The following is a 15,712-nucleotide window of genomic DNA, read 5'->3' as shown; positions in this document are numbered from 1 at the left end:
AGTGCGGCTCGGATTCAGCATCGGCACCCTCGGCCCCGTGGCGGCCGGCCACGACGCCCAGCTCACGCTGGTACGCGAGGCCGAACGGCTCGGCTACGACTCGGTGTGGGCGTCGGAGGGCTACGGCGTCGACCCGGTCACCACGATGGCCTGGCTGGCGGCCGGCACCGAGCGCATCGGCCTCGGCACCGGCGTGCTCCAGGTGACCGGCCGCACGGCGATCGCGGCGGCGATGGCCGCGACCACGGTCGACCGGGTCTCGGGCGGCCGGTTCCTGCTCGGGCTCGGCGCGTCGGGCCCGCAGGTCGCCGAGGGCTGGCACGGCCAGCGCTACGAGCGGCCCCTGGCCCACCTGCGCGACTACGTGGCCGTCGTCCGCACCGCGCTCGCGGGCCGCCCCGTCGAGCACGCCGGCCCGGAGATCGTGCTGCCGCTGCCGGACAGCCGGGGCAAGGCGCTGAGCATGACGGTCTCGCCCGTCCGGCAGCCGCTGCCCGTCCATCTGGCCGCCATGGGGCCGAAGGCGGTGGCGCTGGCCGGGGAGATCGCCGACGGCTGGCTGCCCATCCACTTCCCGCCTGAGCATCTCGCCGAGACGATGGAGCACCTGCGCGCCGGAGCGGCCCGCGCCGGCCGCGACGCCTCCAAGGTGGAGGTCTCGCCGATGGTCATGGCGATGGTCGACGACGACGCCGACTACGCCCGCGACCTGATCCGCCCGATGCTCGCGCTCTACCTCGGCGGGATGGGCACCCGGCAGGTCAACTTCTACAACCGGCTCGCGCACCGCCTCGGGTTCGGCCCGGCGGCGGCCCGCGTACGTGACGCCTACCTCGACGGCGACCTCGGCGAGGCGATGGAGGAGGTCCCGGACGACCTGGTCGACGCCCTGTCGCTGTGCGGGACGCCCGCGCGGGTGCGTGAGCGGCTGGAGGACTACCGCAAGGCGGGCGCGACCCGGCTCATCGTCGGACTGAACGCGCCCACCCTGGACGACCGCGCCGACCAGCTCGGCTGGCTGGCCGAGCTCAACTCCTGAGCCCGGCCGCCAGGGTCACGCCGGGGCGGGGGCCTGCGGCATCTCCTTCATCCGGGGGATCGGCGACAGCGCCAGCACGATCATCGGCACGATCGCGCCGATCAGCGCGGCGGCCAGCACCACCGGCCGCATCCCCACGGCCTCGCCGAGCAGCCCGGCGACCAGCGCGCCGAGCGGCGCGGGCACCAGCCCCATCGCCCAGATGGTGGCGATGACCCGGCCGACCAGCTCGCGCGGCGTCGCCGACTGCAGCACGGTGATGTTGTTCACCACGAACACCTGCGTGCACAGCCCGACGAGCAACTGGGAGAAGGCCAGCACGCCGATCGCCACCCAGAGCGGCCCGCCCGCCAGCGGCACCAGGATGAGCGCGCTGTTGCCGATCACCGTGGACCAGAACATGGTGGGCCCGGGCCCGGCCCGCTTCATCAGCCGGACCGACAGCCACGCCCCGGCGATGGCCCCGACCCCGCCGACCGCGAGCACCGCGCCGACCCAGCCGGCCGGCACGCCGGGGCCCTCGATCACGTACGGGATGAGCAGCGTCTGCAGGATGCCGATGTCGAAGAAGGAGTACACGGCGCTGGCGATGGCGAGCGGCCGGACCACCGGATGGGCCATCACCCAGCCGAACCCGGCCCGGATGGCCGCGATCATGGAGCCGCCGTCGTCGGGCGGCGGCGGGTCCTCGCGCTTGCGGATGGAGACCAGGAACAGCGCCGACAGGACGTAGCTGACCGCGTCCACGATGATGACCAGCGGCGCCGACCGGGTGGCGATGAGGAACCCGGCGAGGCTCGGCCCGACCGCCTTGGACACCGAGTCGCTGAGCTGCAGCTTGCTGTTGCCGTCACCGAGGTGCTCGGGAGCCACCAGCGCCGGCAGGTACGACCGGTAGGCGATCTCGAACAGCACCCCGAAGACGCCCATCACGAACACGACGACGTACAGCCACCACAGCGTCAGCAGGTCCATGACGAACAGCACCGGCACCGTGGCCAGCATGAACGCGCGGATGACGTCGCTCCAGATGAGCACCGGCCGCCGCCGCATCCGGTCCACCCAGACGCCGACGACGAAGAACAGCACCATGGGCAGCCTGGCCAGCGCGCCGAGCACGCCCATCTCGGCCACGGAGGCGTGCAGCCACAGATAGGCGACGACCGGCATGGCGAGCACGGTCACCTGGGAGCCGACCAGTGACAGGCTCTCGCCGCTCCACAGCTTGAGAAAGTCGCGGTCGCGCCACAGCGTGGCTGGCTCAGTCGTGGGGGGTGAGGCCATTGTCGATGCTGCTCCTCAGTTCGGCGGCCGCGAGGGCGACCCGGGGCTCGTACATGACGGTGAAGCGTTCGCCGTGGATGGGCGAGATGCGCAGGCGGCCGGTGACGACGTCCCGCCAGCCCATGTCGTCGGGCGGCACGCCCTCCGCGGCGGGCGAGAACAGCAGCACGTCCCCGTCGTAGGGGGCGTGCCGGTAGTGGCCGACGGCGTGCGCGTTGGCGCGGAAGACCTCGACGAAACGGCGGGCCTGGCGCAGGTCGGCGGTGTCGGGCTGCAGGGTGCCCGCGCGGGAGGCGGCGTCGATCACGGCCAGCAGCCGCTCGTCGGGGTTCATCCGGTGGAGCTCGTCCAGGTCGACCTGGACGTTGCCGCCGGCCAGGGCGTGGGTGAGCAGGACGGCGTCGTCCTCCAGCGAGGCGCGCAGCACCGGCTCGTCGGCGTCGGAGTAGAACAGGACGACGAGCGGCACCTCCTCGCCCAGCTCGCGCAGCCGGCGGGCGGTCTCCAGCGCGATGTTGCCGCCGATGCAGTAGCCGCCCAGCACGTACGGCCCGTGCGGCCGGACCTCCAGCAGGTGGGCGGTGTAGTCGTCCACCATCTCCGCCAGCGTGGCGTGCGGCCGCTCCCCGGGGGCGAGCCCGGCCGCCTGCACCGCGTAGACGGGCTGGTCGGGGCCGAGGTGCCGGGTCAGCGGCAGATAGCGGAAGACCTGCCCGCCGAGCGCGTGGAACAGGAACACCGGGTCACGCTCGCCGGTCGGCCGCAGCGGCACGATCCGCCGCGGCGCGCCGTCGTTGTCCTGCGGTCGGCGCAGCTCGGCGGCCAGCAGGGCGACGGTCGGCGCGGTGAGCACCGCCGACAGGGGCACCTCGCGGCCCAGTTCCTTGCGCAGCCTCATGGTGAGGCGCAGGGCCAGCAGGGAGTGGCCGCCGAGGGCGAAGAAGTCGTCGTGCACGCCGATCGCGTCGACGCCGAGCGTCTCCTCCCACAGCGTGGCGAGCCGGGCCTCGAACGGGTCGCGCGGCGGCAGGTACGGCGCCCGCCCGCTCTCGCCGGGATCGGGCAGCGCGGCCCGGTCGAGCTTGCCGTTGGCGGTGACGGGCAGCGCGTCCAGCCGTACCCAGGCGGAGGGGACCATGTGCTCGGGAAGCCGCCTGCGCAGCGCCGGAGCCAGGTCCAGCGGCTCGTCGCCCTCCGGGACGACGTAGCCGACGAGCCGGTCGCCGCGCAGCACGACGACAGCCGCGCGGACGGCGGGGTCGGCGGCCAGCAGCGCCTCGATCTCGCCGAGCTCGACCCGCTGGCCGCGGATCTTGACCTGGAAGTCGGTCCTGCCGAGGTACTGGACCTCGCCCGCAGGCAGCCAGCGGGCCACGTCGCCGGTCCGGTAGAGGCGGGCGCCGGGCGGCCCGTACGGGTCGGGGACGAACCGTTCGGCGGTGAGCGCGGGCCGGCTCACGTAGCCGCGGGCGAGCTGCACGCCGCCGAGGCAGAGCTCGCCCGGGGTGCCGACGGGCACCCGGCGGCCGTCCGGGCCGAGCACTTCCAGGCGGGTGTTGGCGACGGGCCGGCCGATGGGCACCAGCGGCTCGCCCGGCTCGTACGGATGCCAGGTGACGTCCACGGCCGCCTCCGTGGGCCCGTACAGGTTGTGCAGCCCGGTGCCCGGCAGCCGGTCGTGGCAGCGCGCGGCCAGCTCCGCGCCCAGGGCCTCGCCGGAGCAGATGAGTCTGCGCAGCGGCGGCAGCTCGGGCTCGTCCAGGAACACCTCCAGCATGGACGGCACGAAGTGCATGGTGGTGACGCCGTGGGCGGCGGCGAGCCCGGCCAGCCGGGCGCCGTCGCGGTGCGCGTCCGGCTCGGCGACCACCAGCCCCGCCCCGGTCATCAGCGGCCAGAACAGCTCCCACACCGACACGTCGAACGACAGCGGCGTCTTCTGCAGCACGCGCTCGTCCGCGCCCAGCCCGAACGCCTCCTGCATCCAGCGCAGCCGGTTGACGATCGCCCGGTGGGACACGCCGACGCCCTTGGGCCGGCCGGTGGACCCCGAGGTGAAGATCACGTACGCGAGCGCGTCGGGCGGCACCCGCACCGGCGGCCGGTCCTCCTGACCGAGATCGTCGAGGGACAGGCCGACGCCCTCGGGAAGGCCCGCCGCGCCGCCGGTCAGCACCGTGCGGGCCCCCGCGTCCTCGATCATGTACGCCACCCGCTCCGCCGGCAGCCCCGGCTCCAGCGGCAGGTAGGCGGCCCCGGCCCCGAGCACGCCGAGCAGGGCGGGCAGCAGGAGGGGGCCGCGTTCGAGATGGACGCCGACGACGTCGCCGGGCCGGACCCCGGCGTCCGCCAGCCGCGCGGCGACGGCCCCGGCCCGCCCGGCCAGCTCCCTGTAGGTGATCCACGCGCCGTCGTAGCAGACGGCGGGCGCGTCGGGGGTGCGCGCCGCCTGCTCGCCGATCAGCTCGTGCAGCGTCGCCTCCGGCCAGTCGCGGGCGGTGGCGTTCCAGCCGTCGATCGCGGCGGCGTCCCGGCCCAGGTACGGCTCGGCGGGCCGCGGATCCGCGGCCGGATCGGCGGCCTGGCCGAGCGCGGTCAGGTAGTGCTCGCCGATCCGCGCGATCTGCCCGGCGTCGAACTGCCCCCGGTCGTAGGTGAGAGTCAGGTCGAAGCCGCCGTGCTCGCGCGAGCGGTTGAACGCGGCGGCGAACGGCACGTCGGTCTGCTCGAAGAAGTCCTGCCCCACGATCTCGACGCCGGTACCACCCGTCCCCGGCAGGCCCTGGTAGACGTGGAAGTCGCGGAAGTCGAACAGCACGTCGAGCAGCGGGGACCGGCCCGCGTCCCGCTGGATCTCGAACAGCGGGTAGCGCCGGTGCGGCAGCAGCGCCACCTCCGCCTCGAACACCTCCCGCGCCAGCGCCCCCCACGTCGGCGCGGTCACGTCCAGGCGCAGCGGCACGGTGTTGAGGAACAGCCCGAGCACCTCCTCGCCGGCCTCGCGCTCCGGCCGGCTGTGGGTGACCAGGCCGGTCATCACCTCGTTCGCGCCCGTCACCAGCGCGAGCACCCGCAGGTGGGCGGCCAGCAGCAGGGTGCGCAGCGGCACCGCCAGCTCCCTGGCCGCCGCGCCGAGCCGCTCCAGCAGCTCCGCGGGCAGCGGCAGCCGCAGCACCTCGGCCCCCGGCTCGTCGTGCGGGCCGGGCAGGCGCGGCAGCCGCGTGTCCGGCGCACCGGACACCCGCTCCTGCCAGAACGCGCGCGTCTCCGGCGCGGCCACGGCGGCGCGCTCGGCGGCCACCAGCTCGCGGAAGGCCGCGCCGGGCGGGGCGACCGGCAGCGGCTCGCCGGTCAGGTGCCCGTGGTAGCGCCGCAGCAGCTCGGTGACCAGCGCCGCGACGCTCCACCCGTCCAGGATGGCGTGGTGGAAGCTCAGGCTGAACGCGAACAGCTCCGCCGCCAGCACGTGCACGTGCGCGCGGGCCAGGGGCGGCGACGCCCAGTCGAACGGCCGCCGTTTCTCCGCCTCCGACCACGCCGCCAGCCGCCGCCCGGCCTCCGGGTCGCCGGACAGGTCCGTCACCTCCAGCGGCAGCGTGGCCGCGCGGTGCACGAGCTGCAGCGGCTCGCTGAACCCGGTCAGGTCGAACGAGGTGCGCAGGACGGGGTGGCGGGCGGTCACCTCGGCGAGCGCCGCGCGGAACGCCCCCGCGTCGAACCGGCCGCGCAGCGTGATCGTGGTCAGGTCGTGGTAGGTGGGCGCGTCCGGCTCGTACGCGCTGTGATAGAGCATCCCCGCCTGCAGCGCGGCCAGAGGGTAGGCGTCCTCCAGGCCGCGCGCGGCTCCCGTCGTCACGGTCATCGCGCCTCGCCTTCCAGCAGTCGTGCCAGGTCCTCGGGGTTGAGCAGGCCGAACGGCCGCTCCGGTGGGGCTTGCGCGGGCTCACTCGCCGGCCCGGTGTCCAGCCGCCCGGCCAGCTCCCTGACGGTCTGGTGGCGGAAGAGCTGCTCCAGCCGGACCGCGTACCCGGCCTCGCGCAGGCGGGCGACCACCTTGAGGCTGCGGATGGAGTCGCCGCCGACGGCGAAGAAGTTGTCGTGGGCCGAGACCCGCTCCAGCCCGAGCACGCCGCGCCAGGCGGCGGCGACCGCCCGCTCGGCCGCGCCTTCCGGCTCGGCGTGCCCGGCGGACTCGGCGGCGCGCGGGTCGGGGAGCGCGTTCCTGTCGAGCTTGCCGCTGCGGTTGAGCGGCAGCTCGGCGAGCACCGTCCACGTTCTCGGGATCAGGTGGTCGGGCAGCGTGTCCCGCAGCAGCGCCTCCCATCCGCCGCCGGGATCGGCCGGGTCGGCGGGGACCACGTAGCCGGCCAGGCGCAGCCCGGCGGCGTCGGCGACGGCGCGGACGGCGGCGGCGCGCACGCCGGGCAGGGCCGCCAGCGCCGCCTCGATCTCGCCGAGCTCGACCCGCATGCCGCGGATCTTCACCTGGTGGTCGGCGCGGCCGAGGTACTCGATCTCGCCGTCGGGCCGCCACCGGGCCAGGTCGCCGGTGTCGTACAGCCGCCCGCCCGGCGGGCCGTACGGGTCGGGGACGAACCGCTCGGCCGTCAGCGCGGGACGGCCGACGTAGCCGCGGGCGAGCTGCACGCCGCCGATCCACAGGGTGCCGGGCACCCCGGCGGGGACCCGGTTCATGCGGTCGTCGAGGATCTCCAGCCGGGTGTTCGGCACCGGCCGCCCGATCGGGACCGTCCGCTCGCCCGGCTCGTACGGATGCCAGGTGACGTCCACGGCCGCCTCCGTCGGCCCGTACAGGTTGTGCAGCGAGGCGCCGGGCAGCGCGGCGGCGAAGCGGGCCGCGAGGCCGGCGCCGAGCGCCTCGCCCGAGCAGACCACGGTGCGCAGCGCGCCGAGCCGCGCGCCCAGGCCGGGCTCGGCGAGGAAGGCGTCCAGCATCGACGGCACGAAGTGCACCGTGCTGACCGACTCGCGTTCCAGCAGGTCCGCCAGGTAGGCGGGGTCGGCGTGCCCGCCGGGCCGGGCGACCACCAGCCCCGCCCCCGTCATCAGCGGCCAGAACAGCTCCCACACCGACACGTCGAACGAGTACGGCGTCTTGAGCGCCACCCGGTCGTCCCCGGTGAGCCGGAAGGCGTCCTGCATCCATTGCAGCCGGTTGACGATCGCCCGGTGCGACACGCCGACGCCCTTGGGCCGGCCCGTGGAACCCGAGGTGAAGATCACGTACGCCAGGTCGTCCGGATGCGGCCGGACGCCGAGCGGCCCGCCGTCCTCGGCGGCGATCGCCGCGGCGTCCCGGTCGAGCAGCACCGCCGGGGCCGGCAGCCGGTGGGCGAGAGTGCCGGTCGTGACGGTCAGCCGCGCGCCCGCGTCGGCCAGCATGCCTGCCAGCCGCCCGGCCGGATGGTCCGGCTCCAGCGGCAGGTACGCCGCCCCGGCCGCGACCACCGCGTGCACGGCGACGACCAGGTCCGCCCCGCGCTCCAGGCACACCCCGACGACCTCCCCGGGGCCCGCCCCGAGCGTCCGCAGCCGCCTGGCCAGGCGGTTCACCCGGCCGGTGAACTCCGCGTAGCTGATCCACACGCCGTCGTAGCAGACGGCGGGCGCGTCGGGGGTGCGGGCGGCCTGCGCGGCCAGCAGCTCGGGCAGGGTCGCGTCCGGGACGGGCGCGCCGGTGTCGTTGGCCCGCCGGACCAGCTCCAGCTCGGCCGGGGTGAGCAGCGGCAGGTCGGCGACCGGCCGGTCCGGCTCGGCGAGCGCGGCGGCGAGCAGGGCGCGGAAGTGGTCGGCGAAGCGCTCCATCCGGTCGTGGTCGAACAGGTCGGTCGCGTAGTGCAGCACGCCCGTGAGCCGGTCGCCGGCCTCCTCGATCACCAGGTGCAGGTCCGCCTGCGTCACCCCCGGATCGACGTCGAGGGTGCGCAGGGCGATCCCGGCGACGTCCGGCGGCGCGGGCGGCACGTTCTGGTAGGCGAGCATCACCTGGAACAGCGGGTTGCGGGCCAGGTCACGCTCCTCGGCCAGCTCCTGCACCAGCACCTCGAACGGCAGCTCGGCGTGCTCGTGCCCGTCCAGCACGCGCTCGCGCACGCGCGCCAGCAGCTCGGCGAAGCTCGGCTCGCCGGACAGGTCGCCGCGCAGCACCAGCGTGTTGAGGAAGAGCCCGGCCAGCTCCTCCACGTCCGGGTGGGACCGGCCGGAGACCGGCGTGCCGACGGGGATGTCGTTTCGCCCGGTGTAGCGGGCCAGCACCACCATGAACGCGGCCAGCACCACCATGAACGGCGTCACCTGCCGCTCCAGCGCCAGCGCGTGCGCCGCCGCCGTCGTCTCCGCGTCGATCGGGAACGTCAGCCGCCGCCCGTCCCCGCTCGCCCGCCCCTGGCGCTGCCGGTCCGCGGGCAGGTCCAGGCCGCCGGGCAGCCCGTCGAGCGCGTCCTTCCAGTACGCCAGGTCGGCCGACCGCTCCGCGGCCCGGGCCCGGTGCCAGGCGGCGAAGTCCAGGTAGCGGGCGGGCAACGCCGGCAGCTCCGCGGGCGAGTCGGTGACCCGGGCCCGGTAGAGCTCCATCAGGTCGCGCAGCAGGATCGACAGGCTCCACCGGTCGGCGACGACGTGGTGCAGGGTGAGGTAAAGGTCGTGCTCGTCCGCGCCGCGCCGGACGAGGGCGGCCCGCGCCAGGGGCCCGGCGGCCAGGTCGAAACGGTGCCGCGCCTCCTCCCGGCCCACGTCTTCGCCCGAAAGGACGGCCAGTCGCGGCCTGCGGTCGCCTTCGCGCAGGACGGGCTCGCCGTCCTCGTCCGCGACGACCAGGCGCAGGGCGTCGTGCCGGTCCACCAGGTCGTCGAACGCGGCCGTCAGCGCCGCCACGTCCAGCGGGCCGGTCAGCCGCTCCGCCCAGGCGACGTTGTAGGCCGGGTTGCCGGGGTCGAGCTGGTCGAGGAACCACAGGCGGGCCTGCGCGTGCGAGGGCCGCACCGGCCCGGCGGGGGCGGGCGGGATCGGCTCCGCCTTGCCGCCCGCGCCGCCCAGGAGCGGGGCGAGGGCTGCGACGGTCGGGGTGGCGAAGCAGCGCCGCAGCGTCACCTCGGCCCCGTGCGCCTCCCGCAGCCGCACCACCAGCCGCATGGCCAGCAGCGAGTGCCCGCCCAGGGCGAAGAAGTCGTCCTCCACCCCGAAGTCGTCGCGGCCGAGCAACTCGGCCCAGACGCCGTGCAGGACGCGCTCGCCCGGCGTGCGCGGCGCGACGAACCCTCCGCTCTCCGCCGTGGGGCGCGGTGGGGGGAGTGCTTTGCGGTCGAGCTTGCCGCTGGGCAGCACCGGGAGGTCGGTGAGGGTGACGAAGGCGGCGGGGATCATGCTGTCGGGGAGGCGGGCGCGCAGGTGGGCACGTAAATCAGCCTCGTCGGTGGTGCCGGTGGTGTAGGCGACGAGTCCGCGTCCGCCGGGGGCGTCGTCGCGTACGGTGACGACGGCGCGGTGGACGGCGGGGTGTTCGGTGAGGACGGCGGCGATCTCGTCGGGTTCGATGCGCACGCCCCGGATCTTGACCTGGTGGTCGAGCCGGCCGAGGTATTCGAGGTGGCCGTCGGGGTGGCGGCGGACGAGGTCTCCGGTGCGGTAGAGGCGTCCGCCGGGCGGCCCGAACGGGTCGGGGACGAACCGTTCGGCGGTGAGCGCGGCCCGCCGGTGGTAGCCGCGGGTGACTCCGGCCCCGCCGAGCAGCAGCTCGCCGGGCACCCCGACCGGCACCGGCCGCAGCTCCCGGTCCACCACGTACGCCGTGGTGTTGGCGACCGGCCGGCCGATCGAGCCGCCCCGCCCGTCGGTGACCCGCCGCCTGGTGGACCACACGGTGGTCTCGGTGGGGCCGTACAGGTCCCACACCTCGCCGGCGACGTCGAGCAGGCGCGCGGCGAGCGGGCCGGGAAGCGCCTCGCCCGTGCTGATCACGCGCGGAACCCCGTGGGCGAGGGCGGGCAGCAGCCCCTCCAGGACCGACGGCGTGGCCTGGACGGTGTGCAGCCCGCCTTGCCGGATCAGCTCGTGCACCCGCTCGACCCCGGCCGCCGAGGCGAGCACGACGGTCCCGCCGGTGACCAGCGGGCCGAAGATCTCGATCATCGCGATGTCGAACGACACCGACGTCAGGAACAGGAACCGCGCGCCGGGCTCGAGTCCGGGCCGCTCACGCACGTCGCCGAGCAGGCTCACCAGCCCCCGGTGCGGCACCACGACCCCTTTGGCCCGGCCGGTGGAGCCGGAGGTGTAGATCAGGTACGCGGCCTGATCCGGATGGAACGCCGGCTCGGGCTCCCGACCGGCCTCCCAGGTCGCCTGGTCGAGGAGGAGGACCGGCGCGGTGCCCGGCAGGCGGTCCCGGAGGGCCGCGACGGTGACCACCAGGGCGGCGCCGGAATCGGCGACGAGCTCTTCCAGGCGGCCGGGCGGATACCCGGGATCCAGCGGGACGTAGCAGCCGCCCGACTTCAGCACGGCCAGCAGCGCCACCACCAGGTCCGGATCGCGCGGCAGGCACACGCCGACCCGCGTCTCCCCGCCGACGCCGAGCGCCCGCAGCTCGGCGGCCAGGCCGTTCGCGCGGGACTCCAGCTCCGCGTAGGTGAGGACGGCCCCGTCCTCGCCCTCGACGGCGCACGCGCCGGGCGAGCGGGCGGCCTGCTCGGCGACCAGGTGGTGGATGCCGCGCTCCGGGTAGGGGAGCGGGGCGCCGTTCCAGGCGTGCAGGGTGTCGTGGAGTTCGGCCGCGTCCATGAGCGACAGCTCCGACAGCCGCAGGTCCGGAGCGGCGACGGCGGCCCCCAGCAGCGTACGCAGGTGCGCGGCCAGGCGGCGGGCCCGGTCGTCGTCGAACAGGTCCGTCGCGTAGTCGAGCACGCACAGCAGCGAGCCGTCCTGGCGCTCCTCCACGATCAGGTCCAGGTCGAACATGGCGGTGCCGGGCCGTACGTCCAGGCGTTCCAGGCGCAGGCCGGGCAGCTCGCCGGTCGGCGCGGGCGTGTTCTGGTAGGCGAGCATGACCTGGAAGAGCGGGTTGCGGGACAGGTCCCGGCCGCTCGACAGCTCCTCCACCAGCGTCTCGAACGGCAGCCCCGCATGGTCGAACGCGTCCAGCGTCCGCTCCCTCGCGCGGCGTACGAGCTCGGTGAAGGCCGGGTCGCCGGACAGGTCGCCGCGCAGCACCACCGTGTTGAGGAACAGGCCGACGGTCCGGTCCAGGGAGGCGTGCGGCCGGGTGGAGACCGGCGTGCCGATCGGGATGTCGGGCTGCCCGGTGTAGCGGGCCAGCAGCGCCTGCAACCCGGCGAGCAGCACCATGAACGTCGTGGCGCGCTGCCCGGCGGCCAGGGCGCGGAGGCCGGCGGTGAGCTCGGCGTCCAGCTCGAACAGCAGGCGGCGGCCCCGGTTCGACTGCATCGGCGGGCGCGGCCGGTCGGCCGGCAGGTCGAGCGCGTCGGGCAGGCCGCCGAGCGCCGCCCGCCAGTAGGCCAGGTCGCGCTCCCGCGACGGGCGGTCGCGCTGCCAGGCCACGTAACCGGCGTACGGCGCGGGCGGCGGATCCATCGGCTCGCCGCTGTAGAGCCGGAACAGGTCGCGGAACAGGATCGCCACCGACCAGCGGTCGGCCAGGATGTGGTGCAGGGTCAGGATCAGCCGGTGCTCGCCCGGGGCGACACGCAGCAGGCGGGCCCGGGTCAGCGGACCGGCGCTCAGGTCGAAGGCGAAGCGGGCCTCCTCGCGGGCGGCGGCGTCGGCCTCGGCGGCGGACATCTCCTCGACCCGCAGCGCGGGCCGCACCGGGCCGGGGCCCTGCCGGGGCTCGCCGTCGCGCGTCTCGACGACGTGGGCCAGGATCGGGTGCCGCTCCACGAGCGCGTCGAACGCCGCCGCCAGCGCGGCGGCGTCCAGATCGCCCACGATTCGATACGCCCACGACAGGGTGTAGGCCGGATTGCCCGGATCAAGCTGATCAACCACCCAGAGCCGCCGCTGCGCATCCGACAACTCCCCGTCCGCCGCCGCCCCGGCCGGGAGCGTCCCGTCCGCCGGCACCCGGTCCGCCGGCGTTCCGTCCACCGTCGCCCGGTCCGGCGGCGTTCTGTCCGCCGGCGTCCCGGTTGGGGCCTCGGCGGCGTCCGGGCCGGGTCGCCTGCCCGCGCGGGCGCTCGCGAGGCGGGCCTCCAGCGCGGCGCGCTGTTCCGGGCTGAGCCCGGCCAGCCGCGCCCGTACCCCGTTCCCGTCGCTCACCGCTCCTCCTCCAGCAGTTCCAGCAGGCCGGCCTCGCTCAGCCCTTCTTCGAGCACCGCCAGCGCCTGCTCCTCGACGGTCGTCGCGTCGAAGCAGCGCCGCAGCGGCAGCTCCACCCCGAACGCCGCGTCGATCCGTCCAATGAGCCGCACCACGAGCAGCGAGTGACCGCCCAGCGCGAAGAAGTCGTCCGTCACCCCGACCCGCTCCCGCCCGAGCAGCTCCGCCCAGATGCCGGCCAGCGTCTCCTCCATCGGCGTACGCGGCGCCACGAACCCCGCACCCTCTGCCGTGGCCTGTGGCGGGGGGAGCGCGGCGCGGTCGAGCTTGCCGCTCGGCAGGACGGGGAGGTCGGTGAGGGTGACGAAGGCGGCGGGGATCATGCTGTCGGGGAGGCGGGCGCGCAGGTGGGCGCGTAAATCAGCCTCGTCGGTGGTGCCGGTGGTGTAGGCGACGAGTCCGCGTCCGCCGGGGGCGTCGTCGCGTACGGTGACGACGGCGCGGTGGACGGCGGGGTGTTCGGTGAGGACGGCGGCGATCTCGTCGGGTTCGATGCGGACGCCGCGGATCTTGACCTGGTGGTCGAGCCGCCCGACGTACTCCAGCTGACCGTCCGCATGACGGCGGACCAGATCGCCCGTCCGGTAGAGCCGCCCGCCCGGAGGCCCGAACGGGTCGGGGACGAACCGTTCGGCGGTGAGCGCGGCCCGCCCGTGGTAGCCGCGGGTGACTCCGTCCCCGCCGAGCAGCAGCTCACCGGGCACGCCGACCGGCACCGGCCGCAGCTCCCGATCCACCACGTACGCCGTCGTGTTCGCCAGCGGCCCCCCGATCAGCATCACGTCAGGGGAGCGCGGCACCCGGTACGCCGCCGACCAGATGGTCGTCTCCGTCGGCCCGTAGAAGTTCCACAGCTCGCCGGCGACGTCCAGCAGCCGCGCGGCCAGGCCGACGGGCAGCGGCTCGCCGCCCAGGATGACGCGCGGCAGCCCCGGCGGCAGGTGCTCCACCGCCAGGCTCGCCACCGACGGGGTGAGCTGCACCAGGTCCGCGTCCTCGGCCGCCCGGCGGAGCTCCTTGGGGGTGCGGGCGGCGTCCTCGGGCGCGATCACGAGCGTGCCGCCGGACAGCAGCGGCGTGAAGATCTCCAGCGCCGCGATGTCGAACGACAGCGACGTCAGGTACAAAGCGCTGCCGCCGCCCAGCCGCCGGATCACGTCGGTGACCAGGTTGACCACGCCGCGATGCGGCACCTGCACCCCTTTGGGCCGGCCGGTGGAGCCGGAGGTGTAGATGAGGTACGCGAGGTGATCGGGCCCCACCGGCGACGGCGTCACCGCGGCCGCCGCCGGTTCGGGGCCGTCCAGCAGCAGCGCCGGCGGCCGTTCCACCGGCAGCCGGTCGAGCTGCGCGGACTCCGTGACCAGCAGCGCCGCGCCGGAGTCGGCCAGCAGGTACGCCAGCCGCTCCGCCGGGTACGCCGCGTCCAGCGGCAGGTAGCACCCGCCCGCCCGCAGCACCGCGAGCAGCGCGACGACCTGGGGCACCCCGCGCGGCAGGCACAGCGCCACGCACGTCTCGGCCCGCACGCCCGCCGCCGCGAGCCGCCCGGCCAGCGCTCCGGCGCGGGCGTCCAGCTCGGCGTAGGTCAGCTCCTCGCCGTCCGGCCCGCGCACCGCCACCGCGCCGGGCGTGCGGGCCGCCTGCTCGGCGACCAGCTCGTGCAGGGTCCGCTCCGGGTACGCCGCCGCCGTGCCGTTCCAGCGGGTCAGCAGCTCGTGCCGCTGCGCCGCCGTCATCAGCGGCAGCTCCGACAGCCGGGTGCCGGGGTCGGCGGCGGCGGCCTCCAGCACCAGCAGGTACGCGTCCGCCAGGCGGGCGATGGTGGCGGCGTCGAACAGCTCGGTGCTGTACTCGACGTAGACGCCGGCGCCGTCGGCGGTCCTGACGACGTCCACGTTCAGGTCGAGCTGGGCGGTGCCGTTCGGGAACTGGCCGCGCGTGCTCATCGGCAGCAGGTTGAACCCCACCTGGTAGAGCGGGGTGCGGCTGGTGTCGCGTACCGGCTGGAGCGCCTCCACCAGCCGGTCGAACGGCGCCTCGGCGTGGTCCAGCGCGTCGAGCACGGTCTCCCGCACCCGCTCCAGCAGCTCGCCGAACTCCGGGTCGCCGCCGAGGTCGGTACGCAGCACCAGCGTGTTGACGAACATGCCGAGCAGCGGCTCGAACTCCGGCAGCTCGCGCCCGGCCACCGGTGTGCCCACGACGACGTCGTGCTGGCCGGCGTACCGGGACAGCACCGCCTTCAGCCCGGCGAGCAGCACCATGAACAGCGTCGCCCCGCGCCGCCTGGCCAGCGCTTCGAGCGCGCCGGTCAGGCCGGCGGGCAGCGCCAGGTGATGCTCGGCCCCGGCGTGCCCGCGCACCGCCGGCCGGGGCCGGTCCGCGGGCAGCCCGAGGTCGGCCGGCAGACCGGCGAGCCGTTCCCGCCAGTGGGCGAGCTGGGCGGCGAGCACCCCGCCCGCCAGGTGCTCGCGCTGCCAGGCGGCGTAGTCGGCGTACTGGACGGGCAGCTCGGGCAGCCGGGGCGGCCTGCCCTCGGCCCAGGCGGCGTCCAGCTCCTCCAGCTCGGCGGCGAAGTTCGTGGCCGAGCGGGCGTCGAACACGGCGTGGTGCACCACGAACACCAGCCGCTGCGCGGCTCCGCCCGGCATCCGCACCAGGTGCGCCCGCCACAGCGGCGCCCGCTCCAGAGCGAACGGCCGCCGCGCCAGCTCCTGCGCCAGCGCGCCGAACTCGCGCTCGGCCCGCTCGGGCGGCAGGCCGCGCAGGTCGGTCAGGGGGAGTGTGACCGGCAGCTCGACCTGGACGACCTGGACGAGCTCCCCGTCCTCGACCGCGAGGGCGGTGCGCAGCGTCTCGTGCCGCCGGACCAGCTCGCGCAGCATGCGCTCGCACCGGTCCGGATCGTCCCGTTCGGGCAGCTCGATCACGGCGTTGATGTGGTACGCGGGCGCGCCGGGATCGAGCCGCGCCAGGAACCACAGCCGTTCCTGGGCGAACGAGGCGGGAAAGGCGTACGTGCCGGTCACCTGG

At 75.5% G+C, this 15,712-nt stretch carries 5 protein-coding genes; 1 reads left to right on the top strand and 4 read right to left on the bottom strand.

Going from position 1 to position 15,712, the window contains the following annotated elements:
- Nucleotide 1 precedes the first annotated feature (1 nt).
- Nucleotides 2-1,039, top strand: a complete 1,038-nt coding sequence (locus SMD20_RS09690) for an LLM class F420-dependent oxidoreductase (protein WP_329577912.1) — start codon at nt 2-4, stop codon at nt 1,037-1,039.
- A 15-nt stretch (nt 1,040-1,054) separates the two neighbouring features.
- Here SMD20_RS09690 and SMD20_RS09685 read toward each other — a convergent pair whose 3' ends face one another.
- Genes SMD20_RS09685 through SMD20_RS09670 form a run of 4 tightly spaced genes read right to left on the bottom strand, consistent with a single transcriptional unit; the run spans nt 1,055 to nt 15,708 of the window.
- On the bottom strand, nt 1,055-2,323 hold the full coding sequence (locus SMD20_RS09685) for an MFS transporter (protein ID WP_329577909.1): 1,269 nt from the start codon (nt 2,321-2,323) through the stop codon (nt 1,055-1,057).
- Nucleotides 2,301-6,185 carry an amino acid adenylation domain-containing protein gene (locus SMD20_RS09680; protein WP_329577905.1) on the bottom strand — a complete coding sequence of 1,295 codons (3,885 nt, stop codon included), beginning with the start codon at nt 6,183-6,185 and terminating at the stop codon, nt 2,301-2,303. Before SMD20_RS09680 ends, SMD20_RS09685 begins: the two co-directional genes overlap by 23 nt.
- Nucleotides 6,182-12,616 carry a non-ribosomal peptide synthetase gene (locus SMD20_RS09675; RefSeq protein WP_329577902.1) on the bottom strand — a complete coding sequence of 2,145 codons (6,435 nt, stop codon included), beginning with the start codon at nt 12,614-12,616 and terminating at the stop codon, nt 6,182-6,184. The genes SMD20_RS09680 and SMD20_RS09675 overlap by 4 nt, the downstream gene beginning before the upstream one ends.
- Nucleotides 12,613-15,708 (bottom strand): amino acid adenylation domain-containing protein, encoded by a 3,096-nt coding sequence (locus tag SMD20_RS09670; RefSeq protein WP_329577900.1) that lies wholly within the window; start codon nt 15,706-15,708, stop codon nt 12,613-12,615. Before SMD20_RS09670 ends, SMD20_RS09675 begins: the two co-directional genes overlap by 4 nt.
- Nucleotides 15,709-15,712: the final 4 nt, after the last annotated feature.

The sequence above is a fragment of the Nonomuraea sp. LP-02 genome (assembly GCF_036289125.1).
In the GTDB taxonomy this organism is placed as follows: Bacteria; Actinomycetota; Actinomycetes; order Streptosporangiales; family Streptosporangiaceae; genus Nonomuraea; species Nonomuraea bangladeshensis.
The sequence above is the reverse complement of the archived record's forward strand: the minus strand, read 5'-3'. Positions and strand labels throughout refer to the sequence as shown.